This is a genomic window from Streptomyces sp. NPDC045026, assembly GCF_056432625.1.
Window position 1 is genome coordinate 49,251 of sequence record NZ_JBWKIS010000027.1, and the last position, 21,531, is coordinate 70,781.

The 21,531-nt window shown below is 71.1% G+C and carries 23 protein-coding genes; 11 read left to right on the forward strand and 12 right to left on the reverse strand.

Annotated elements, in window-relative coordinates; genetic code table 11:
• Positions 1-179 precede the first annotated feature (179 nt).
• Positions 180-1,043, reverse strand: a complete 864-nt coding sequence (locus AC07EJ_RS36950) for a menaquinone biosynthetic enzyme MqnA/MqnD family protein (RefSeq protein ID WP_389485947.1) — start codon at positions 1,041-1,043, stop codon at positions 180-182.
• 292 nt (positions 1,044-1,335) lie between these two features.
• On the opposite strand from AC07EJ_RS36950, the gene AC07EJ_RS36955 reads away from it, so the two are divergent.
• Together AC07EJ_RS36955 and AC07EJ_RS36960 are read left to right on the forward strand one after the other, a co-directional pair.
• A complete protein-coding gene (locus AC07EJ_RS36955; protein ID WP_006138897.1) occupies positions 1,336-1,539 on the forward strand; it encodes a cold-shock protein in 204 nt (67 codons plus the stop codon).
• A 400-nt stretch (positions 1,540-1,939) separates the two neighbouring features.
• Positions 1,940-2,986 (forward strand): ATP-binding protein, encoded by a 1,047-nt coding sequence (locus AC07EJ_RS36960; protein WP_389485949.1) that lies wholly within the window; start codon positions 1,940-1,942, stop codon positions 2,984-2,986.
• 3 nt (positions 2,987-2,989) lie between these two features.
• Here the strand turns inward: AC07EJ_RS36960 and AC07EJ_RS36965 are convergent, their stop codons facing one another.
• Positions 2,990-4,411 carry an MFS transporter gene (locus tag AC07EJ_RS36965; RefSeq protein ID WP_478885906.1) on the reverse strand — a complete coding sequence of 474 codons (1,422 nt, stop codon included), beginning with the start codon at positions 4,409-4,411 and terminating at the stop codon, positions 2,990-2,992.
• A gap of 262 nt (positions 4,412-4,673) precedes the next feature.
• On the opposite strand from AC07EJ_RS36965, the gene AC07EJ_RS36970 reads away from it, so the two are divergent.
• Positions 4,674-5,546 carry a helix-turn-helix domain-containing protein gene (locus AC07EJ_RS36970; protein WP_393586926.1) on the forward strand — a complete coding sequence of 291 codons (873 nt, stop codon included), beginning with the start codon at positions 4,674-4,676 and terminating at the stop codon, positions 5,544-5,546.
• A gap of 13 nt (positions 5,547-5,559) precedes the next feature.
• Here AC07EJ_RS36970 and AC07EJ_RS36975 read toward each other — a convergent pair whose 3' ends face one another.
• Entirely contained in the window at positions 5,560-6,861 is a 1,302-nt protein-coding gene (locus AC07EJ_RS36975; RefSeq protein WP_478885907.1) for an acetyl-CoA C-acetyltransferase, read from the reverse strand.
• Between the two features lie 70 nt (positions 6,862-6,931).
• Between AC07EJ_RS36975 and AC07EJ_RS36980 the strand changes: the two genes are divergently transcribed.
• Both AC07EJ_RS36980 and AC07EJ_RS36985 read left to right on the forward strand, forming a co-directional pair.
• Positions 6,932-8,245, forward strand: coding sequence for a 3-oxoacyl-ACP reductase (locus tag AC07EJ_RS36980; protein WP_389485957.1), 1,314 nt, complete (start codon positions 6,932-6,934; stop codon positions 8,243-8,245).
• Positions 8,246-8,250: 5 nt separating this feature from the next.
• Positions 8,251-9,102: a MaoC/PaaZ C-terminal domain-containing protein gene (locus AC07EJ_RS36985; RefSeq protein WP_389486026.1), complete on the forward strand. Its 852-nt coding sequence runs from the start codon at positions 8,251-8,253 to the stop codon at positions 9,100-9,102.
• Here AC07EJ_RS36985 and AC07EJ_RS36990 read toward each other — a convergent pair.
• The 3 genes from AC07EJ_RS36990 to AC07EJ_RS37000 form a co-directional block, all read right to left on the reverse strand.
• Positions 9,082-9,729: a TetR/AcrR family transcriptional regulator gene (locus AC07EJ_RS36990; protein ID WP_389485959.1), complete on the reverse strand. Its 648-nt coding sequence runs from the start codon at positions 9,727-9,729 to the stop codon at positions 9,082-9,084. The two genes, AC07EJ_RS36985 and AC07EJ_RS36990, sit on opposite strands and share 21 nt — an antisense overlap.
• A 127-nt stretch (positions 9,730-9,856) precedes the next feature.
• Positions 9,857-11,203: a dicarboxylate/amino acid:cation symporter gene (locus tag AC07EJ_RS36995; RefSeq protein ID WP_389485961.1), complete on the reverse strand. Its 1,347-nt coding sequence runs from the start codon at positions 11,201-11,203 to the stop codon at positions 9,857-9,859.
• Positions 11,204-11,594: 391 nt separating this feature from the next.
• Positions 11,595-11,891, reverse strand: a complete 297-nt coding sequence (locus AC07EJ_RS37000; protein ID WP_393586931.1) for a DUF4229 domain-containing protein — start codon at positions 11,889-11,891, stop codon at positions 11,595-11,597.
• Between the two features lie 104 nt (positions 11,892-11,995).
• Between AC07EJ_RS37000 and AC07EJ_RS37005 the strand changes: the two genes are divergently transcribed.
• Entirely contained in the window at positions 11,996-12,520 is a 525-nt protein-coding gene (locus tag AC07EJ_RS37005) for a GNAT family N-acetyltransferase (RefSeq protein ID WP_389485965.1), read from the forward strand.
• Positions 12,521-12,578: 58 nt separating this feature from the next.
• Here the strand turns inward: AC07EJ_RS37005 and mqnE are convergent, their stop codons facing one another.
• Together mqnE and AC07EJ_RS37015 are read right to left on the reverse strand one after the other, a co-directional pair.
• Positions 12,579-13,742, reverse strand: coding sequence for an aminofutalosine synthase MqnE (gene mqnE / locus AC07EJ_RS37010; protein WP_393586979.1), 1,164 nt, complete (start codon positions 13,740-13,742; stop codon positions 12,579-12,581).
• 90 nt (positions 13,743-13,832) lie between these two features.
• Positions 13,833-14,288 carry an Lrp/AsnC family transcriptional regulator gene (locus AC07EJ_RS37015; RefSeq protein ID WP_329571395.1) on the reverse strand — a complete coding sequence of 152 codons (456 nt, stop codon included), beginning with the start codon at positions 14,286-14,288 and terminating at the stop codon, positions 13,833-13,835.
• Positions 14,289-14,460: 172 nt separating this feature from the next.
• Here AC07EJ_RS37015 and AC07EJ_RS37020 point away from each other — a divergent pair, with 172 nt between their 5' ends.
• Positions 14,461-14,595, forward strand: coding sequence for a hypothetical protein (locus tag AC07EJ_RS37020; protein WP_389486038.1), 135 nt, complete (start codon positions 14,461-14,463; stop codon positions 14,593-14,595).
• Here the strand turns inward: AC07EJ_RS37020 and AC07EJ_RS37025 are convergent.
• The 4 genes from AC07EJ_RS37025 to AC07EJ_RS37040 are packed head-to-tail and all read right to left on the reverse strand — an operon-like array spanning position 14,592 to position 18,284.
• On the reverse strand, positions 14,592-15,272 hold the full coding sequence (locus AC07EJ_RS37025; protein ID WP_389485967.1) for a UbiX family flavin prenyltransferase: 681 nt from the start codon (positions 15,270-15,272) through the stop codon (positions 14,592-14,594). The genes AC07EJ_RS37020 and AC07EJ_RS37025 overlap by 4 nt on opposite strands.
• Positions 15,273-15,303: 31 nt before the next feature.
• Positions 15,304-16,206, reverse strand: a complete 903-nt coding sequence (gene mqnP / locus AC07EJ_RS37030; protein WP_389485969.1) for a menaquinone biosynthesis prenyltransferase MqnP — start codon at positions 16,204-16,206, stop codon at positions 15,304-15,306.
• Entirely contained in the window at positions 16,203-17,654 is a 1,452-nt protein-coding gene (locus AC07EJ_RS37035; RefSeq protein WP_100597997.1) for a menaquinone biosynthesis decarboxylase, read from the reverse strand. Before AC07EJ_RS37035 ends, mqnP begins: the two co-directional genes overlap by 4 nt.
• A 51-nt stretch (positions 17,655-17,705) precedes the next feature.
• Positions 17,706-18,284, reverse strand: a complete 579-nt coding sequence (locus tag AC07EJ_RS37040; protein ID WP_389485971.1) for a hypothetical protein — start codon at positions 18,282-18,284, stop codon at positions 17,706-17,708.
• 134 nt (positions 18,285-18,418) lie between these two features.
• Between AC07EJ_RS37040 and AC07EJ_RS37045 the strand changes: the two genes are divergently transcribed.
• The 4 genes from AC07EJ_RS37045 to AC07EJ_RS37060 all read left to right on the forward strand — a co-directional run bounded on the left by AC07EJ_RS37045 (position 18,419) and on the right by AC07EJ_RS37060 (position 21,509).
• Positions 18,419-19,519: a LuxR C-terminal-related transcriptional regulator gene (locus AC07EJ_RS37045; RefSeq protein ID WP_478885908.1), complete on the forward strand. Its 1,101-nt coding sequence runs from the start codon at positions 18,419-18,421 to the stop codon at positions 19,517-19,519.
• Between the two features lie 57 nt (positions 19,520-19,576).
• Positions 19,577-19,972, forward strand: coding sequence for a PLD nuclease N-terminal domain-containing protein (locus AC07EJ_RS37050; RefSeq protein WP_478885909.1), 396 nt, complete (start codon positions 19,577-19,579; stop codon positions 19,970-19,972).
• The gene (locus AC07EJ_RS37055) at positions 19,969-20,427 is read left to right on the forward strand and encodes a nucleoside deaminase (protein ID WP_389485977.1); all 459 of its coding nucleotides are present in this window, start codon (positions 19,969-19,971) and stop codon (positions 20,425-20,427) included. Before AC07EJ_RS37050 ends, AC07EJ_RS37055 begins: the two co-directional genes overlap by 4 nt.
• Positions 20,428-20,525: 98 nt before the next feature.
• Entirely contained in the window at positions 20,526-21,509 is a 984-nt protein-coding gene (locus tag AC07EJ_RS37060) for an isopenicillin N synthase family dioxygenase (protein WP_393586935.1), read from the forward strand.
• The last annotated feature ends 22 nt before the right edge of the window (positions 21,510-21,531 follow it).

A 21,531-nucleotide genomic window follows, 5' to 3' on the forward strand; every position in this document is an offset into this window, starting at 1 on the left:
TATTCAAAACGTTCACCGGTGAAATTCCTGACGTTCACAGTCGATAGCCGCCGAACAGCCCGTTGTTTCCCGGATAGCCGGAATTGCCCCGCACGCCGGAGGGGCGACGCACGGAAGGCGTACGCGAATTCCCGCAGGGGAATTCCCGTACGCCTTCCGGAGGCCGCGGAGCTACCGCGTCACGGCTGCAGGAGATCCACCCGGACATCGGCCGCGAAACCGGTCGTCGGGCCCACCCGGCGGGCGAACTCCGTGACGCCCTCCAGCTGCCGCGCGCCGAAGCGGAAGTCGAGCGTCGTGAAATAGCGCTCGAGGATCTGCTCGTCGAAGACCTCCCAGCGGGCGGCCTGTTCGGCGACCTTGGTGACCTCTTCCAGGGACACGTCCCGGGAGGCGAGGAACGCCTCGTGCACCTTGCGCGTGATGAGCGGCTCGCGCTCCGCGTAGTCCTTGCGGGCGGCCCACACGGCGAAGACGAACGGCAGACCCGTCCACTCCTTCCACAGGGCGCCCAGGTCGTGCACCTCAAGCCCCAGGCGCGGCGCGTCGTGCAGATTGGCGCGCAGAGCGGCGTCACCGATGAGCACGGCCGCCTCCGCGTCCTGCATCATCAGCCCCAGGTCGGGCGGGCACGTGTAGTAGTCGGGCTGTACGCCGAACCGGTCGGCGAGCAGCAGCTGCGCGAGGCGCACGGACGTGCGCGAGGTGGAGCCGAGCGCTACCCGCCGCCCGTCGAGCTGGTCGAGAGGTACCTGCGAGACGATCACGCAGGACATCACCGGGCCGTCGCAGCCGACCGCGAGGTCGGGGAAGGCGACGAGCTGGTCGGCGGCCTTCAGGAACTCGACGAGGGTGATGGGCGCGATGTCGAGGTCGCCCTGGACGAGGCTCTCGCTGAGCTTCTCCGGGGTGTCCTTCGTGAGCTCGAGGTCGAGGAGCGTTCCCGTCCTGGCAAGTCCCCAGTACAGGGGCATGCAGTTGAGGAACTGGATGTGGCCGACTCGTGGTCGGTTGCGCTGCGGGGTCTCGGGAGAATTGTCCACATCGCGAGGCTAGACCCCATGCGGTACGGTGCAGGCTTCAGGGTCCCCGAGTCGGCCCCGTCAACCCTTTGGCGCCCCGTGTCAAACCTCCGGGTGACGTGATCTTTCCCTCTATTGCATTCCGGTGCCTGCGTGCTAGGCTCGCCCGCAAGTTGCAGTTTGGTTTCCCTTGCAGTACAGAGCCTGCGGAGCATGTGACCGCGGGCTCTCGTCGTTTTCAGACTTTTGCAGTTGTTCGCAAGTGCATTTGCAGGTTCTGGAGCAGGGCGACCCTTTGGCCCAAGGAGGGCTTATGGCTACCGGAACCGTGAAGTGGTTCAACGCTGAAAAGGGCTTTGGCTTCATCGCCCAGGAAGGCGGCGGCCCGGACGTCTTCGTCCACTACTCCGCGATCAACGCAAACGGCTTCCGCTCCCTCGAGGAGAACCAGGCCGTGAGCTTCGACGTCACGCAGGGCCCCAAGGGTCCGCAGGCGGAGAACGTCACCCCCATGTAAGTGGGGCGTCCCCAGGCCTGCCCTAGGGACGTCGTGACTCCGGAACGGATGCAGTACCCAAGGAGCCCCGCTCCCCCATGTGCCCCGGCACGTGGAGGAGACGGGGCTCCTGCCTTTTGCCCGGGAATCCGCCTCGATCGGGCGCGTAACGCCTCCAACTCGCTCCCAGATGGGCTCATTCGGCAACGTACGAACGGATAGCGGCCCCGAACGGTCACGCGGACCGGCGTCGCGGGAACCGCCGCTACTGTGATCGGCCCGCGTCACCGACCGGACCCGGCGCAGAGGTAGGTATACGGATTTCTGCGCACGCACCGATGCCGGGGACCACCCGCCCGGCACATGCTGGCCGCATCCGACCGGAACACAAGCCGACGCAAGTCGACGGAGGCACCAGAACATGCCGGAGCTCCTGCACACCCGGGCCACTGGACTCGTCGGCAGGGCGGGCGCCGCGGCCGCGCTCGAAGGGCTGCTGCGCGAGAATCGCCTGCTGACGGTCGCCGGGCCGGGCGGCGTCGGCAAGAGCGCGCTCGCCGCCGAGGTCGTACGGCGCATGCGCCGCGAGCCCTGGTCCATGACGGGCACCGCCGACCTGGCCGCGCTCGACATCGCCGGACTCGTGCCGCACGCGCTCGCCCGCGCGCTGCGCTTCGACGGCGATCCCGCGGTGCCCCAACTCCCCGCGCTGGCCGCCGCGATCGGGCGGCGGCCGGTGCTCCTCGTCGTCGACACCTGCGAGCGGCAGGCCGCGGAGTGCGCCGCCACGCTGCTGCACCTCGTACAGGCGTGCCCGGAGCTGCGCGTCCTCGCCACCAGCAGGGTCCCGCTGGACACCCCGGTCACGTTCCCCCTGGCCCCGCTCACCCCCGGCGGCGCCGCCCGTCTGCTCACGACGGCCGCGCGGGCACTCGGCGCGCCGCGGGACCCGGACCCCGAACCGGCCCGCCGCATCTGCGCGGCACTCGCCGGGCTGCCGCTCGCCCTGCGCATCGCGGCGGGCCAGCTGAAGCGTCACGACGCCGACGACCTGCTGTCGCTGATCGGCCGCCCCGAGCGCCTCCTCGACCTGCCCGCCCCGATGCCCGGACTGCCGCACCGGCTGCGCACGCTGCGCGCCTCGCTGCGCTGGAGCCAGCGGCTCTGCCCGCCCGGCGAACGGCTGCTGTGGGCGCGGGCCTCCGTCTTCACCGGGCCCTTCACCCTGGCCGACACGGTGACGGTGTGCGCGGACGACCGGCTGCCGCCCGACGAACTCGCCCGCGCCTTCGAGGGGCTCGCGGCCCACCGCCTGATCACATCCGAGCCGTCGGGCCCCGGCGCCTTCCGCATGGCGGCCGCCACGCGCGCGTACGGCAAGCATCTGCTGGAACGCCTCGGCGAGGACGCCGAGTTCCGGCGGCGCTGCCTGGCGCACTGCCTGCACAACGCCCCCACCTCGCCGTAGCCCCTAGCCCTGCTTCTTCGGCAGGGCCCAGGCCGCCAGCGCCGCCGTCACGCACAGGAGGCCGCCCGCGACGATCAGGCTCGTGCGCATGCCCCCGAGGGAGAAGCCGTCACCGGCGCCGCCCGCGATGAGGGAGCCGAAGAGTGCGACGGCGAGGGCGCCGCCGGTCTGGCGGAACGCGTTCAGGAGGCCGGAGGCCGTGCCCGCGCGGGCGGCCGGGACGCTGTCCATGAGCAGGGCGGTGAGCGCGGGGACCGCGAACGCGCCGCCCATGCCCGTCGGGACGAGCAGGAGAAGGATCAGCCAGACCGGGGTGTGCGCGGCCAGCGGCAGGAGGCTGAACATGCCGAGGGCGAGGACGGCCTGCCCGGTCACGATGACGGGACGGCGGCCGAAGCGTTCGGCCATCGGCGGGGAGATGAGGTTGGTCGCCGTGATGATCGCCGCCAGCGGTACGAACATGAGGCCGGCCGCTGTGCCGGACATGCCGCGCAGCTGCTGGTAGTAGAGGCCGAGCAGGAAGATCGCGCCGTAGAAGGCGACGTTGACGGCGAAGCCGATGGCGAGGGAGACGCTCACGTCGCGCCGGCGCAGCAGGGGCAGCGGGACCATGGGCGCGCGGTGGCACTTCTCGGCGGCGAGGAAGGCGAGCGCCCCTGCGACGGCCACGGCCAGTGCCGCGAGGACGGACGGGGCGGTCCAGCCGGCGTGGCCGCCCTCGATGACGGCGAAGGCGAGCCCGGCGAGGGCGAGGACCGCGGTGACCTGACCGGCCAGGTCGAGCGGGGCGGGCCGGCGCGGGGAGCGCGGGACGCGGACGAGGAGGGCCAGGATCAGGGCGCCCACGGGCAGGTTCAGGAAGAAGACGGCGCGCCAGCCGGCGGCCTCGGTGAGTATGCCGCCGAGTACCGGGCCCACGGCCATGGCGACCGAACCGCCCACCGTCCACAGGGCGATGGCCCGTGCGCGGTGCCGCGCGTCGTCGTAGGCCCGGCGAATCAGCGCGAGCGAGGCCGGCATCACGATGGCCGCGGCGCCGCCCTGGAGCACGCGGGCCGCGACGAGCGTGCCGATGCCGGGCGCGAGGGCGCAGGCGAGCGAAGCCAGGGTGAACAGTCCGACGCCCCAGGCGTAGGCGCGCCGCGCACCGGCCCGGTCGGCGAGCGCGCCGGCGGAGAGCATGAGCGCGGCGAACATCAGGGTGTACGCGTCGACGATCCACTGGAGCCCGGTGATGCCGCCGTGCAGCGACGAACGGATGGCGGGCAGCGCGATGTTCACCGCGGACACGTCGATGGAGATGACGGTGAACCCGAGGAGAGCGGCGACGAGGGCGAAGCCGGATGCCTGTGCGGGTGCCGGCGCACCGGCCCCAGGGACGCGGGTCGGGTTCCGCTGGTCGGAGCGGGTGGCGACGGACGGCATTCGGGGCTCCTCGGGTGGAGAAACGGGTGGGCGACGTGGTCCGTCGGTCCTCCCCGGTACGGCTTCGTGCGGGCGGCTCCGGCGACCGCGTCCGCGGCCCGGTGCCGTGCACCCCCTGGGTCCGCGGTGGCCGGGCCGCCCGCAACGGGACCAACTCTGCGCGGAGTCGGCGCCAGGTGGCAGGCCGCCGTTCACCGGGGCGCGCTGTTCCTGGTCCTGACACGGCCCCCCACAGACGTCGCCGGGCAGGGAGAATGGAGGTATGGCTGGTGGAGCGACGAACGACGGCACCGAACTGGGCAGGTACCTCAAGGCGCGGCGCGCGCTCGTGAGCCCGGCGGACGCGGGGCTGCCCGCGGGCGCGGGGATCCGGCGGACGCCGGGCCTGCGCCGCGAGGAACTGGCGACGCTCGCCGGCGTCAGCGTCGACTACTACACGCGGCTGGAGCGCGGCCGCGAGACGAACCCCTCCACGGCCGTGATCGACGCCATCAGCCGCGCCCTGCGGCTGTGCGGCGACGCCCACGAGCGCCTCCACGACCTGGCCGAGCTGGCTTCGGGCCGGCTCACCGAGCCGCACCCCACGACCGACCACACGGTGCGCGAGTCGGTCCTGCGGCTCCTGGAGGCACTCAGTCCGCTGCCCGCGTACGTGGTGAGCCCGCACAACTACATGCTGGCGGCGAATCCGGCGGGCCGCCGTCTCCTGCCGGGTCTGTGGGACTCCCCGCCCGAGGAGCGCAACCTCACGCGCTATCTGTTCCTGCACCCCGTGGGCCGCAAGCTCTACGTCCCCTGGGAGGCGACGGTCGCCCAGTCGGTGGCGCATCTGCGCGCGGTGGGCGGCAAGGACCCGAACTCGCCGCAGCTGGCCGCCCTCGTCGGTGAACTCGTCCTGAAGTCACCGGAGTTCGCGAAGCTCTGGGACCGCTACGAGGTGCTCGAACGCGGCGGCGGCAGCAAGACGCTCGCGCACCCCAAGGTCGGCACGATGACCCTCACCTTCGAGGTCATGCAGCTGGCGCGCACGGGCGGGCAGCGCCTCGTCACCTACCAGGCCGAGCCCGGCAGCCCGGACGAGGCGGCGATGCTCCGCCTGGACCCGGCGGCCCGCCCGGACCGCCGGGAGTCCTGAACTCCCGTACGCCTCAAGCCCGTTCGAGTATCGCGGTGACTCCCTGACCGCCGGCGGCGCAGATCGAGATCAGCCCACGGGACGGGGCGTCGCGTTCGCTCAGGAGTTTCGCCAGGGTGGCCACGATGCGGGCGCCGGTGGCGGCGAAGGGGTGGCCGGTCGCGAGGGAGGATCCGGCGACGTTGAGCCGGGTCCGGTCGACGGGCGCGAGCCCCTGCTTCTCCCAGGCCGCGAGCGTCGCGAGGACCTGTGAGGCGAAGGCCTCGTGGACCTCGAAGAGGTCGAAGTCGCCGATGCCGAGCCCGGCCCGCTCCAGCATCCGGGGCACGGCGTGGGCGGGCGCCATGAGCAGCCCGTCACCCTCGCCCCCGGTCACGTCCCCGCCGACGAAGTCCACGGCCCCGGTCTCGTACGCCGTGAGATACGCCAGCGGTTCGAGGCCCCGCTCGGCGGCCCACTCCTCGCTCGCGAGCAGGACCACGGCCGCGCCGTCGGTCAGCGGGGTCGAATTCCCCGCCGTCATCGTCGGGTTCGGGCCGTCCGTGCCGAACACGGGCTTGAGCGTGGCGAGTTTCCCGACCGTCGACCCCGGGCGCAGGTTCTGGTCGCGGTCGAGCCCCCGGTACGGGACGACGAGGTCGTCCAGGAACCCCCGCTCGTAGGCGGCCGCGAGCCGCTGGTGGCTGGCGGCGGCCAGCTCGTCCTGCGCCTCGCGGGCGATGCCCCAGGTGCGGGCGGTGACTGCGGCGTGCTCACCCATGGACAGGCCGGTGCGCGGCTCGGCGTTGCGCGGGATGTCCGGCACGAGGTGCTGGGGGCGCACCCGGGTCAGGGCCTTGAGGCGCGCGGGCAGGGAGCGGGCGCGCCGCGCGTCGAGGAGGATCCGGCGCAGGGAGTCGTTGACGCCGAGCGGCGCGTCGCTCGCGGTGTCGGCGCCGCCGGCGACCGCGCTGTCGAGCTGCCCGAGCGCGATCTTGTTGGCGGCGGCGATCACGGCCTGGAGCCCGGTGCCACAGGCCTGCTGGATGTCGTACGCCGGGGTGCGCGGGTCGAGTACGGAGCCGAGGAGCGTCTCGCGCGCGAGGTTGAAGTCGCGGCTGTGCTTGAGAACCGCTCCCGCGACGAACTCGCCGACGGCGCCCGGACCTTGGAGGCCGTAGCGCGTAGCGAGGCCGTCGAGGGCCGCGGTCAGCATGTCCTGGTCCGAGGCGGTCGCGTAGGGGCCGTCGGAGCGGGCGAAGGGGATGCGGCTGCCGCCGACGACCGCGACGCGGCGCGGCAGGTCCCCGCGCACCGGGCGTGCTGCGCGTTCCATCTCGACCAACTCCTGACCGTTGAGTAACCTTACTCAGAAGTAAATTACCGACCGCGCAGGGAGTTGGACAATGGCCGACCGCTATCTGAACTTCACCGGCACGGCCCCCGGCCGCTTCCTGACTCGCCGCCTGGGCCTCCCCCAGCCCGCACAACTGCACCGCTGGACCCCTGAACGCCCCTCGCTGGACGGCCCGTTGCTCCATCTCACGGCCGGCGGATCCGCGCACACGGCGGAGCTCGCGGAGCTTCTGGCGCGCACCGGCCTCGACGTGGGGGCGACGGCCGAGCGCCCCGCCGCGATCGTCCTCGACGCCACCGCGGTCACGGACGTCCCCACGCTCGCCGAGGTACACGCGGCCCTGCACCCGGTCGCGCGCTCGATCGCGCCCAGTGGCCGCATCGTCGTGCTCGGCGCCCCGCTCTCCCGCGACGACCACCACCAAGCCGCCGCCCAGCAGGCCCTCGAAGGGTTCGTGCGCTCCCTCGGCAAGGAGACCGGCCGCGGCCGGACCGTCACCCTCGTCCGCGTCGAAGGCCCCATGGCGGCCGCCGAGTCGACGCTGCGCTTCCTCCTGTCGCCCAAGTCCGCGTACGTCAGCGGCCAGGTGATCGGGGTCGCGGCCGCCGACACCACCGCGCCCGCCGACTGGGCGCGCCCCCTGGCCGGCCGCACGGCCCTGGTCACCGGCGCCGCGCGCGGCATCGGCGAGGCGGTGGCGGAGGTCCTCGCGCGGGACGGGGCCCACCTGATCCTCCTGGACGTGCCGTCCGCGCAGGCGGACCTCGATGCCCTCGCCGCCCGCCTCGACGCGACCGCGCTGCCCCTCGACATCACGTCCCCCGACGCGGCCGAGCGGATCGCGGACGCGGTCCCCGCCCTGGACACCCTCGTCCACAACGCCGGCATCACCCGGGACCGCACCCTCGCCAAGATGCCCGCCGACCGCTGGGCCACGGTCCTCGACGTGAACCTGGCGAGCGTCCTGACCACCACGGACGCGCTGCTCAAGGCCGGCACCCTCAGCCGCGGCGGCCGCATCGTCGCCACCGCCTCCATCGCGGGCCTCGCGGGCAACGCGGGCCAGACGAACTACGCGGCCAGCAAGGCGGGCATCGCCGGACTGACCCGGGCGCTCGCCCCCAAGGCGCTCGCCGAACACGGCGTCACGGTCAACGCGGTGGCGCCCGGCTTCATCGAGACGAAGATGACGGCCGCCGTCCCGCTGTTCATCCGCGAGGCGGGCCGCCGCATGAACTCCCTCGGACAGGGCGGCCTCCCGGTGGACGTGGCGGAGACGACGGCGTGGTTCGCCCACCCGGCCTCCGGCGCCGTCAACGGCCAGGTCGTCCGGGTCTGCGGCCAGAGCCTGCTGGGGGCGTGACGACCATGACGACCGTCACCCTCACCGCCGCCCCGTCCCTGCCGCCCCTCCTGGCCCGCGGCGCCCTGCTCTCCCCCCTCAAGCGTCCGGGCCCCGGCGCCGAGGCCCCCGCGACCCGCCTGGTCCTGCCCGCCGCACGCGCCGACCGCACCCGCCTGGCCGCGTACCGCGAGGTGTGCGGCTTCGCCCCGGACTCCGCGACGCTCCCGGTCACGTATCCGCACGTCCTCGGCTTTCCCCTGGCGATGCGGATCATGGCGGAGCGGCGCTTCCCGCTCCCCCTGCTCGGCCTCGTCCACACCTCCATCACCGTCACCCAGGGGCATGACCTGCCGGTCGACGAGGCGTACGAGCTCTCCGTACACGTGAAGGAGTTGGCGCCCCACCGGCGCGGCACCGAGGCCACCGTCGTCACCGAACTGCGGGCGGGCGACACGCGCGCGTGGACCTCGACCAGCACGTACCTGGCGCGCCACCGCACCGACGCACCCGCCAGGGACACCGGGGCCGCCGAGGTGCGACCCGAGCCGCTGCCCACCGTGGCCGAGTGGAAACTGCCCGGCGACCTGGGCCGTCGCTACGGCGCCGCCTCCGGCGACCGCAACCCCATCCATCTGCACCCGCTCACGGCCCGCCTCTTCGGCTTCCCGCGCGCCATCGCGCACGGCACGTGGACCGTCGCCCGCTGCCTCGCCGAACACGGCGCGGAGGGCGAGGTGCAGGTGCGCGCCGCGTTCAAGGCCCCCGTACTGCTGCCGACGACCGTGACCTACGCGTCCCGGGGGCCCGCCTTCGAGCTCCGCTCGGCGACGCGCACCCATGTCACGGGCGAGGTGCTACGCGCCGGGGGCGGGTGACCAGCGCCGGCCCTCCCGCAGGTTCCCGAGGCCCGACCAGGCGAAGTTCATCAGCGTGGCCGCGGCTTCCCCGGCCGTCACCGACGGGTCCGTGTTGGCCCAGCCGGCCAGCGACTCCGCGGCCCCGACCAGCGCCTGCGCGAGCCCGGCCACCTCGCGGTCGGGCAGTGCGGGATCGCCGTGCGCCTCCCTGGCCGCCGCCGCGATCAGCCCGGTCACGAACGCGACGATCTCCGCCCGCATGGCCGCGACCTCGACGACGAACGGCTCGCCGCCCGCCCGCGCGTGGCTGTGCAGGACGGCCCAGCCGTCGGGGTGCTGCGCCGTGTGCGTGAAGAAGGCGCGCAGCCCGTCCCACAGCTGCCGGTCGGCGTCCCCACCGCCCAGGACACCCTCGCGCACCGTCGCGATCAGGGCCGCCGACTCGCGCTGGATGCACGCCGAGAAGAGCTCTTCCTTGGAGTTCAGATACAGATAGACCAGCGGCTTCGACACCCCGGCGAGCTCCGCGATGTCGTCCATCGACGCGGCCCGGTACCCACGCTCCCCGAACACCCGCACCGCCGCGTCGAGCATCTGACGCTCCCGCACGGCCCGCGGCATCCGCTTGGCCCTCACTTCGCCCACCCCGGCCCCCCGCCTCTCTCCGAACCGCGTCCGCCCGCAAGCGTAGCCACCACAACGCACACACCCCGCACCACGACCGGAGGGAACCGGCGGGGCGCGGGGTGCGGACGGGTACGAGCCTGGGGACTCAGGCGGCGGCACCCACCACCTGAGGCTCGTCCTGGTGCTGGCTCTCTTCCACGAGCGCCTCGACGGGAGACGCGGTGGCGTTGTCGTACTTCACACGGTCCAGGATGTTCTCGCGGGCGGCCACGATGACCGGCACGAGCGCCTGGCCCGCCACGTTCGTGGCCGTGCGCATCATGTCCAGGATCGGGTCGATGGCGAGGAGCAGGCCCACGCCCTCCATCGGGAGGCCGAGCGTCGACAGGGTCAGCGTCAGCATGACCGTGGCGCCGGTCAGTCCGGCGGTCGCGGCGGAGCCGATCACCGAGACGAACGCGATGAGCAGGTACTCCTTGATGCCGAGCTGTACGTCGAAGATCTGCGCGACGAAGATCGCGGAGATCGCCGGGTAGATCGCGGCGCAGCCGTCCATCTTGGTCGTCGCGCCGAACGGCACGGCGAAGGAGGCGTAGTTGCGCGGGACGCCGAGGCGCTCGGCGGACTGCTGGGTGACGGGCATCGTGCCGACGGAGGAGCGGGACACGAAGGCCAGCTGGATCGCGGGCCAGGCGCCCTTGAAGAACTGGAGGGGGTTCAGCTTGGCGACGGTCGCGAGGAGCAGCGGGTAGACGCCGAAGAGGACCAGGGCGCAGCCGACGTAGATGTCGATCGTGAACGTCGCGTAGTTGCCGAGGAGGTCCCAGCCGTACTGGACGATGGCGCGGCCGATGAGGCCGGCGGAGCCGATCGGGGCGAGCAGGATGACCCACCACAGGGCCTTCTGCAGGAGCTCCAGCACGGACTCGGACAGGGAGAGGATCGGCTGGGCCTTCGGGCCGATCTTCAGGATGGCGACACCGGCGACGACCGCCATGAAGACGATCTGCAGGACGTTGAGCTGGGTGAACGGCGTGACGACATCGGTCGGGATGATGCCGGTGAGGAAGTCCAGCCAGGAGCCGGCGTGGTCGGGCTTGGAGCCGTCGGCCGGGGTGAGGTTCGAGCCGTTGCCCGGGTTGGTGAGCAGGCCGATCGCGAGGCCGATGACCACCGCGATCAGCGAGGTGATCATGAACCAGAGGAGGGTGCGGCTGGCGAGCCGCGCGGCGTTGTTGACCTTCCGCAGATTGGTGATGGACACCAGGATCGCGAAGAACACCAGCGGGGCCACGGCCAGCTTCAGGAGCTGGATGAAGATGCCGCCGACCTTGTCGAGGGTCGTGGCGAGCCAGGAGACATCGTAGGTGCGGGCGACGTAGCCGAGCACGAGGCCGACGACGAGGCCGAGCAGGACCTGGGCCCAGAAGGGGATGGGTATTCGGAAGCGGGGCTTCTGCTTCTCGGACGCGGACGCGGCGTTCGCGGACACGGACACACTCCAGTGATGACGCGCGGGTGGGGTTGGACGTAAGGAAGCGGCCACCGCGGGAGGAAGAACCAGGGGCGCCGCTGCATCGGGGGTCGCTTCAGAGGCGACAGGCCGCAGACATGCAACGACAGAGGTCGACATGCAGGCGCGCCACGAGCGGGACGCTCATGGGCATGCGGGCTGCGGATGTCTTCATGGCAATCACGTTAACACTCATGCTTTGAGAACATCAAAGGGGTTCTTTGGGGAAGAAATGACCCGCTCCGTGGCCCTTGGACCTGGAAAACGCAGGTGGCCCCGGCATCGAGCGATGCCGGGGCCACCTGTGTTGTGACGAAGCTTACGGGTCCCTTACATGGGACTTCGGGAACGAGACGCCTGACGAGGCGCGTTACGAGGCGCTCTGCGCGCGGGCCGCGTCGTCCGTGAGGTCTTCCTGCGCGCGGTTGCGCTCGAGGTTGGCCTTCGTGCGGTCGACGCGCTCGACGATCTTGACCGAGGCCCGGTCGCGCTCCTTGCGCAGCACGATGTAGCTGATGGGCGCGGAGATGACGAGACCGAGCAGGGCGATCCACAGGAAGTACGAGCCGCCGGCACCGCGGGGCACGATGCCCGTCGAGGCGAGGCCCCAGACGACAAGGAAACAGCCCGCGAAGATCCCGAAGCGCATCAGCGTGTAGCGGAGCATGTCAATCCACTCTTCCGTTCCGAATCGGTCCTACGTATCTCAGTGAAGCATGCGGCCCCGAAAGGGCATTGAGCGGTACCACAAGTAATGGTTACTATTGCCCGATGACCCTTACGTTTCAGCTGGACCCGCAGATCGATCCGGCGCTGCGGGACGATGTCCTCGCGCTCTGGGCCGACGTGTCCAACGCGGGCGGAGCGGTCGGCTTCGTCCCGCCCGTCACCACCGAGGACATCCGCCCCGACCTGGTCAGGCACCTCGTCGCGATGACGGAGGGCCGCACCCGGCTCCTCGTCGGACGCGACGAGGAGGGCACCGTCGCGGCGACGGCCTTCTTCACGTTCAACCAGCACCGCCTGCAGAAGCACTACATCTGGCTGTACACCGTGATGGTCCACCCGCGGCACCAGGGCAAGGGATACGGGCGGGAGCTGATGGCCGCCGCGGCCGACGCCGCCCGCGGCTTCGACGGCATCGAGGGGATCCGCCTCACCTGCCGCGGCGGCACCGGCGCCGACCGCTTCTACGCGGCGTGCGGATACAAGGAGGTCGGCCGCGTCCCGGGCGCGATCCGGGTGACCCCCGGCGACGACCGAGACGACATCACGATGCTGCTGCCGGTGGCGTGAGCCGCCGGATACGAGGGAAGCCCCGGCCGTCGGCCGGGGCTTCCTCACGCGAAATGCGTCAGACCCGCATCGCCTGCGGCGTCTCACGGCGCGCCAGGTCCGGGCCGTCGTACTCGCGGATGATCTCGTACCGGGTGTTCCGCTCGACGGGCCGGAAGCCGGCGTCGCGGATCAGGTCGAGCAGGTCCTCGCGGGTCAGCTTGTTCGGCGTCCCGTAGTTGTCCGCGTCGTGCGTGATCTTGTACTCGACGACCGAGCCGTCCATGTCGTCGGCGCCGTGCTGGAGCGCGAGCTGGGTGGTCTGCACGCCGTGCATGACCCAGAAGCACTTCACGTGCGGCACGTTGTCGAACAGGAGCCGGGAGACCGCGAAGGTCTTGAGCGCCTCGGCGCCGGTCGCCATGGTCGTGCGCGCCTGGAGGCGGTTACGGACCTTGCCGTCCTTCATGTCGACGAAGTCGTGCTGGTAGCGCAGCGGGATGAAGACCTGGAAACCGCCGGTCTCGTCCTGCAGTTCACGCAGGCGCAGCACGTGGTCGACGCGGTGGCGCGGCTCCTCGATGTGCCCGTACAGCATCGTGGACGGGGTCTTGAGACCCTTCTCGTGCGCCAGACGGTGGATCCGCGACCAGTCCTCCCAGTGGGTGGCGTGGTCGACGATGTGCTGACGGACCTCCCAGTCGAAGATCTCCGCGCCGCCACCGGTCAGCGACTCCAGACCGGCTTCGATCAGCTCGTCGAGGATCTCGGAGGCGGAGAGCCCGGAGATCGTCTCGAAGTGGTGGATCTCCGTCGCCGTGAACGCCTTCAGCGCGACGTTCGGCAGCGCCTCCTTGAGGGCCTTCAGGGAGCGCGGGTAGTAACGCCAGGGCAGCGTCGGGTGCAGGCCGTTGACGATGTGCAGCTCGGTGAGGTTCTCGTTCTCCATCGCCTTGGCGAGGCGGACGGCCTCCTCGATGCGCATCGTGTACGCGTCCTTCTCGCCCGGCTTGCGCTGGAACGAGCAGTACGCGCACGAGGCGGTGCACACGTTCGTCATGTTGAGGTGGCGGTTGACGTTGAAGTGGACGACGTCGCCGTTCTTGCGCGTGCGCACCTCGTGGGCGAGCCCGCCCAGCCAGGCCAGGTCGTCCGACTCGTACAGCGCGATGCCGTCCTCACGGGACAGGCGCTCGCCGTCCCGCACCTTCTGCTCCAGCTCGCGCTTGAGCCCTACGTCCATTGCCATTGCTCCTCATCAAAGACTGCGGCCAACCGTACTCCCCCGCCCTTCGGACGGGAGGGGCCCCCACCAGGCACTCCGTGCCCGTTCCTACTCCTCCTCGGGCAGCTCCCCCACCCGGTTCTCCCACTTGGTGGACAGCACGATCGTGGTGCGCGTGCGCGAGACGCCCTTCGTGCCGCTGAGCCGGCGGATGGTGCGCTCCAGGCCGTCCACGTCGCCCACCCGGACCTTGAGCATGTACGAGTCGTCGCCCGCGATGAACCAGCAGTCCTCGATCTCGTGGAGGTCCTTGAGCCGGCGCGCCACGTCCTCGTGGTCGGCGGCGTCGGAGAGCGAGATGCCGATCAGCGCGGTGACGCCGAGGCCGAGCGAGGGCGAGTCGACCGTCGCGCGGTAGCCGGTGATGACGCCGGCCGCCTCGAGACGGTTGATGCGGTCGGTGACGCTGGGCCCGGACAGGCCTACGAGGCGTCCCAGCTCGGCATACGAGGCGCGGCCGTTCTCGCGCAGGGCCTGAATGAGCTGCCTGTCCACGGCGTCCATGGGTCCATGCCTTTCATTATTCTGCGTTGGCGCAAGTTTACGTGTAGAATCTAAGGCGTCCAGGGCGTTGACCCTGTGAATCTTTCAGCCGAAACCCGGTTTCACCTTCGGCTGCCCTTGCAAGCGATCTTCGACTACCGATCAAAGACGATCATTCAGGAGCGTTGTCACCGTGTACACGATCGAGATGGCCTATGCCCGTATGCGCGAGCTGCAGGACCAGGCCAACCGCTCGCGTGCCCACCAGTCCGCCGTCGAGGCGCGTACCGCTGAGAAGCGGGCCGCGCACGCCAAGAAGAAGCGCTAACGGTCCGGAGAGCCGCCCCCGAGCTCTCCCTCCCACCGGCGGTAGAGCCGATGCGGCACCCCCGCCGCGTCGAGCGCCCGCCCGGCGACGAAGTCCACCAGATCCTGGATGTGCGTCGCCCCCGCGTAGAACGCCGGAGAGGCGGGCAGCACCACGGCGCCCGCCTCGTCCAGCGCCACCAGATGCTTCAGCGTCTGTCCGTTCAGCGGCGTCTCGCGCACCGCGACGACCAGCCTGCGCCCTTCCTTGAGCGTCACGCTCGCCGCGCGCTGGAGCAGATCCTTCGACAGGCCGAGCGCCACGCCCGCCACGCACGCCGTGGACGCGGGCACGATGATCATGCCCTTCGCCGGATACGACCCGGACGACGGTCCCGCCGCCAGATCCCCGGCCGCCCAGTACCGGACCAGGTCGAGCCGGTCGCCCACCGCGAACGTGTCCGGCTTCCCGTCCGCCCCGCGCGCCAGCCACTCCCCCAGGTCCTGGCGCCAGTGCGCGTCCCGGAAGGCGATGCCCGTCTCGTCGAGCAGCGTCAGCCGCGAGGCCCGCGAGACGACGAGGTCCACACTTTCCCCCGCGTCGAGCAGTGCGCGCAGAACCGCGGCGGCATACGGGGTCCCCGACGCGCCGGACACCCCCACGATCCAAGGCCGGCGCCCAATTTCTCCTGCGGTCATGCCACCGAGCCTATCCGGCACCCGGTCGCGGTCAGACAGTCAGGCCGCGCACGAGGAGGTCGAGCAGCGCACACGCGAACAGGGCGATCCCGATGAAGCCGTTGACCTGGAAGAAGGCCCGGTTGAGCCGGGACAGGTCGCGCGGCCGCACGATCGTGTGCTCGTAGAGGAAGGCGCCCGCGACGATGACGAGGCCGAGCCAGAAGAACGCGCCCGCGTCCGTGGCGAGCGCGTACCAGACGAACAGCGCCGTGGTGAGCGCGTGGCAGCCGCGCGCGCCCCGGATCGCCGCCGGGATCCCGAAGCGGGCCGGCACCGACATCACGCCGACCTCGCGGTCCGTCTCGACGTCCTGACAGGCGTAGATGAGGTCGAAGCCGCCGATCCAGATACCGACCGCGAGCCCGAGGACCACCGCGTCCCAGGACCACTCGCCGGTGATCGCGATCCAGGCGCCGACCGGCCCCATCGCCTGGGCGAGACCCAGGATGGCCTGCGGGAAGTTCGTGAACCGCTTGCCGTAGGGATAGACGACCATCGGGATCACCGCGATGGGCGCGAGCGCCAGGCACAGCGGGTTGAGCAGGGCGGCCGCGCCGAGGAAGACGACCAGCGCGATGAGCGCGCCGGTCCAGGCGGACTTCACGGACATCGCGCCCGTGACGAGTTCGCGGTGCGCGGTCCTCGGGTTACGGGCGTCGATCTCGCGGTCGATGATCCGGTTCACAGCCATCGCGAACGTGCGCAGGCCGACCATGGCGACCGTCACGAGCAGCAGCCGCCCCCAGTGGATGTTCCGGTCCATCTGGAACATCGCGGTGAGCGCCGCGATGTACGCGAAGGGCAGCGCGAACACCGAGTGCTCGATCATGACGAGGCGCAGGAACGCCTTGGTGCGGCCCGGCTGCGGGATCGCGGCGGAAGCGCTGGTCACAGGCCGTACTCCTTCCAGCGGCGGTCGACCGTCGCCGCCGTCTGCGGATCGGACAGCACCATCTCGGGCCAGCCGCCGTCGCGCGTGTAGCCCTCCTCGGGCCACTTCTTCGTCGCGTCGATGCCCGCCTTGCCGCCCCAGAACTGCTGGTACGAGGCATGGTCGAGGTGGTCGACGGGGCCCTCGGCGACCGTCAGGTCACGGGCGTAGTCCGTGTTCCCGAGCGCCCGCCACGCGACCTCGTGCAGATCGTGCACGTCGCAGTCCGAGTCGACGACCACGATCAGCTTGGTCAGCGACATCATGTGGGCGCCCCACACGGCGTGCATCACCTTCTGCGCGTGTTTGGGGTACTTCTTGTCGATCGAGACGATCGCGCAGTTGTGGAAGCCGCCCGACTCGGGCAGGTGGTAGTCCACGATGTCCGGCACGATGATCTTGAGGAGCGGCAGGAAGAAGCGCTCCGTGGCCCGGCCGAGGGGACCATCCTCCGTCGGCGGGCGCCCCACCACGATCGACTGCAGCAGCGGGCGCTTGCGCATCGTCACGCAGTCGATCGTCAGCGCGGGGAACGGTTCCTGCGGCGTGTAGAAACCGGTGTGGTCGCCGAACGGGCCCTCGGGGAGCATCTCCCCGGGCTCCAGCCACCCCTCCAGGACGACCTCGGCGTTCGCCGGCACCTGGAGCGGCACCGTCTTGCAGTCGACCATCTCGATCCGCTTGCCCTGGATGAACCCGGCGAAGAGGTACTCGTCGATGTCCCCGGGCAGGGGCGCCGTCGACGCGTACGTCACGGCCGGCGGGCAGCCGAACGCGATGGCGACCGGCAGCTTCTCGCCCTTCCTGGCGGCCACCTGGTAGTGGTTGCGGCTGTCCTTGTGGATCTGCCAGTGCATGCCGATGGTGCGCCGGTCGTGGCGCTGGAGCCGGTAGAGCCCGAGGTTGCGGATGCCGCTCTCGGGGTCCTTGGTGTGGGTCAGGCCGAGGTTGAAGAAGGAACCGCCGTCCTCGGGCCAGGTGAACAGGGCCGGGAGCTGGTCCAGGTCCACGTCGTCGCCGCGCAGGACGACCTCCTGCACCGGCGCGTCCTTCACCTTCTTCGGCGGCACGTGCACCATCGAGCCGAGCTTGCCGAACGCCTCGCGCACGCCCACGAAGCCGTGCGGCAGTTCGGGGCGCAGCAGGCCGCCGATCTTGTCGCTGATCTCCTCGTAGGACTTCAGGCCGAGCGCCTTGAGCAGGCGCCGGTCGGTGCCGTACACATTCATCGCGAGAGGCATCGAGGAGCCGCGCACGTTCTCGAAGAGGAGAGCGGGGCCGCCGGACTTCTGCACCCGGTCGACGATCTCACCGACCTCCAGATAGGGGTCGACCTCGGCCTTGATGCGCTTGAGGTCACCCTCGCGCTCCAGCGCCCGCAGGAGGGAGCGAAGATCGTCGTAAGCCATGCGTCCCAGTTTGGCATCCTCCCCGGCGGATCTTCGCCGGGGCTTCCCCCTTCAGGCGTCCGCCGTGCCCGCGGCCCGCTCCCTGCGGCTCGCGATGATCGCCGGGTAGCGCATGGTGAACATCACCGGCAGGACGAAGGTGACCACCTTGATCGCGATCGCGGCGGCCGTCGCCCGCGGTTCCGCGTGGATGAGGAGCGCGAGCGCGCCCGCCGCGACGGCGAAGGACACCGCCCACACCCAGGTGATGACGGCGTTGGTGCGGAAGAACGCCGGGGTCTTCCAGACGTGCTCCGGCGCGATACGGCGGGCGATGCCCAGCGTGAAGGGCCTGTGGACGGCCAGCGAGCCGAGCGCCGTCAGGGCGAGCCAGGCGTCGACGAGCGCCGGGCCGTAGGGAATGAGGGCCGAGTCGGGACGTGCGTACGAGAGGAGCGTGATGCCCGCGAAGAACACGGCCGCACTCAGCTCGATGACCATCTCGTCCCAGGCCTTGCCGGAGCGGCGGTCGTGGATGATCACTACGCAGGCGATCGCGAGGCCCCACTCCGCGCCGCTGCGCCAGTCGTCGCTCGTCGCGATGACGGCGTAGACGATCCATGGGGCGAAGCTGATGAGGTAACGGTTCACAATGGTCCCCCTGAAGCCGGCGGTGGGTAAACAACAGCCCAAGAGCGGCGTCATGGACCCCGCTCCCGGCAACCATGGTGATCATGTCCCCGGCAAACCGCGCCGCCAAGTTCCCGCCGATGGCGTGAAGTTGCATGGCAGCTAATCCCGCCGGCCCCTCCGGTGCCCCGCGTGATGCTCCCGGGGCAGCCGGAGCGGGCTTCGACATGCTCGACGACGTCAGCGCCGCCGCCTACGGGCACGCGGCCGCCGCGGGCCGGTTCGACCGGGCGGACATCGCCGACGTCCTCGGACTCTCGCCGGACGAAGTCGGAACAGCTGAAGGGGTGCTGACGCGCCTTCGACTGCTGCGGCCCGCGGCCGGCGACCCGCGGACCCTGGTCCCCGTCGGCCCGGACGCGGCCGCCGCCGATCTCGTCGGCACCACGGAACGGCAGATACGGGAGCTCCAGGACGCCGTCACCGACGTACGCGGAAGGCTGCTTTCGCTGACGCCCGCCTACTTCGAAGGGCGCAGGCTGCGCAATCGGCACGAGGCCTTCGACCTCCTCGAGGACGGCGACGCCGTGCAGTCGGTGCTCAACGGGCTGAGCGCGCGCTGCCGCAGTGAGTTCCTCGCCGTACAGCCCGGCGGGGCACGGCCCCCGTCGGTGCTCGGCCGCGCCCGAACCAGCGCGCTCGCCATGCTGGAGCGCGGCGTGCGCATCCGCAGCCTCTACCAGCACACCGCCCGCGGGGATCTCGCCACCCGCGCCTATGTGCGCGACGTGACGGCGGCGGGCGCCGAGATCCGCACCGCCGACCGGGTCATCGAGCGCATCCTCATCTACGACCGGGAGACGGTCTTCATCGCGGACCGGCGCAAGGCCGTCCGCCCGCCCGCCGCGATCGTCGTACGAGAACCCGCCCTGGTCGCCTTCCTCTGTTCCGTCTTCGAGCATCTGTGGGACGGGGCGACTTCGTTCGTGCCGGACGCGCCGCCGGGTCCTTCCCTCACGGACGATCTCAAGCGGTCGATCCTGCGGCTGATGGCGCAGGGACACAAGGACGAGACGATCGCCCGCAGGCTCGCCATGTCGGTGCGCACCTGCCGCCGGCACATCTCGCAGCTCACCGAGGAGCTGGCGGCGGACAGCCGTTTCCAGGCGGGCTACAACGCGGCGATGTCCGGACTGCTCGACGACAACCCCGCCCAGGACGGGGATCACCGGGACGACAGCCACCCGCTACCCTGACCCGGTCACCGGGGGCCTGCGTCGCCCCCATGCCGCTCCTTGGGGGATCGCGACACCATGCTCCGCTACTTGCCGTTCCTGCTGGTCCTGGCGTTGTGGATCTACGCCTTCATCGACTGCCTGAACACTCCGGAGGAGGAGGTCAGGGGCCTGCCGAAGGTCGTCTGGGTCATCATCATCCTGCTCTTCGGCGAGGTGCTCGTCGGCCCGATCGCCTGGCTCGTCGCGGGCAAGGTCCGCCACGCGCCCGCGGGCGGCTCGACGCCGTCCGAGTGGCACCGCAACCACCGCACCACGTTCGTCGCGCCCGACGACAACCCCGAGTTCCTGCACTCCCTCAAGGAAGAGAACAAGAAGGACGAGTCGCTCCTCAAGGACTGGGAGGCCGATCTGCGCCGCCGCGAGGAGGAGCTCAAGCAGCGCGAGCGCGAGCAGGGCGGGGAGCAGGCGTGAGCGCCTTCGACACCGAACTCGCCCGGACCTGGCTGGCCACGGCCGTCGAGGAGGCGCGGGCGGGGCTCGCCGAGGGCGGCATCCCGATCGGCGCGGCCCTCTACTCGGCGGACGGAAAGGTCCTCGGCCGCGGGCACAACCGCCGCGTGCAGGACGGGGATCCGTCCGTGCACGGCGAGACCGACGCCTTCCGCAACGCGGGCCGGCAGCGCTCGTACAAGGGCACGACGATGGTGACGACGCTCTCGCCGTGCTGGTACTGCTCCGGCCTGGTGCGGCAGTTCGGGATCTCGCGGGTCGTCGTCGGTGAGGCGCAGACGTTCCACGGAGGGCACGACTGGCTCGTCGAACACGGCGTGGAGATCGTGGTGCTCGACGACCCCGAGTGCGTCGCCATGATGGAGGAGTTCATCGCGGCCCGGCCCGAGCTGTGGAACGAGGACATCGGCGAATAGCGAGGTCATCGGCGGATGACGCGGACATCGGCGAACGGCGCGGATCCGGCCGGTCAGGCGTCGTTGCCCCGGTACCGCGCCGCGTCCACAGTGGGGTCATGACGGAACCCGCTGCGCGGCAGCCCCGTATCCCCACCATCGATCTGCGGCCCTGGCTCACCGGCGGCCCCGCCGCGCGCGCCGAGATCGCCCGTACTGTCGACGACGCGCTGCGGACCGCCGGATTCCTGCTGGTCACCGGGCACGGAGTGGACCCGGGCCTGCGCACCAGGATCCGCGAGGCGGCCCGCGCCTTCTTCCGGCTGCCGCCCCCGGTGAAGGAGCCGTACGCCGTGAAGGTGGGCGGGCGCGGCTGGCTGGGCCCCGGCGCCGAGGCGAACGGCTACGCGGAGGGCACCGAGACCCCGCCCGACCTCAAGGAGTCCCTGTCGTACGCCTCCGAACTGCCCACCGGGGACGCGGAGATCGACGCGGAGTGGTTCCTGCCCAACACCTGGCCCGCCGAGACGCCCGAGCTGCGCGCGCTCGTCGAGACGTACCTCGGGCGGATGCGGGAACTGTCCGACCTGCTGCTCGAACTCCTCGCGGTCGCGCTCGACGAGGAACCGGACTTCTTCACCCGGCACACCGCGCACCCCACTTGGGGCTTCAACATCAACTGGTACCCGGGCACGGACGTCGTGGGCGAGCCCGAGGCGGGCCAGTTCCGCATCGGGCCGCACACCGACTTCGGGACGGTCACGGTCCTGGACCGGCAGGCCGGCAAGGGCGGGCTCCAGGTCCACACCGACGAGGGCGGCTGGGAGGACGCGCCGTTCGACCCGGACGCGTTCACCATCAACATCGGCGACCTGCTGGCGCGTTGGACCGGCGACCGCTGGCGCTCCGGCCGGCACCGCGTCCTGCCTCCCCCGGCCGACCTGCCCGCCGAGGAGCTGATGTCGCTCGTCTACTTCTACGAGTGCGACCCGCGCACGAGCGTCGAGTCCGTACCCGCGCCGAAGGGCCGGGTCGCGTACGAGCCGGTCGACTCGCACACGTACCTGCGGGCGAAGCTGGACTCGATCACTGTGGAGCCTTGATCGCTGAAGGGTTCCTGCGGGT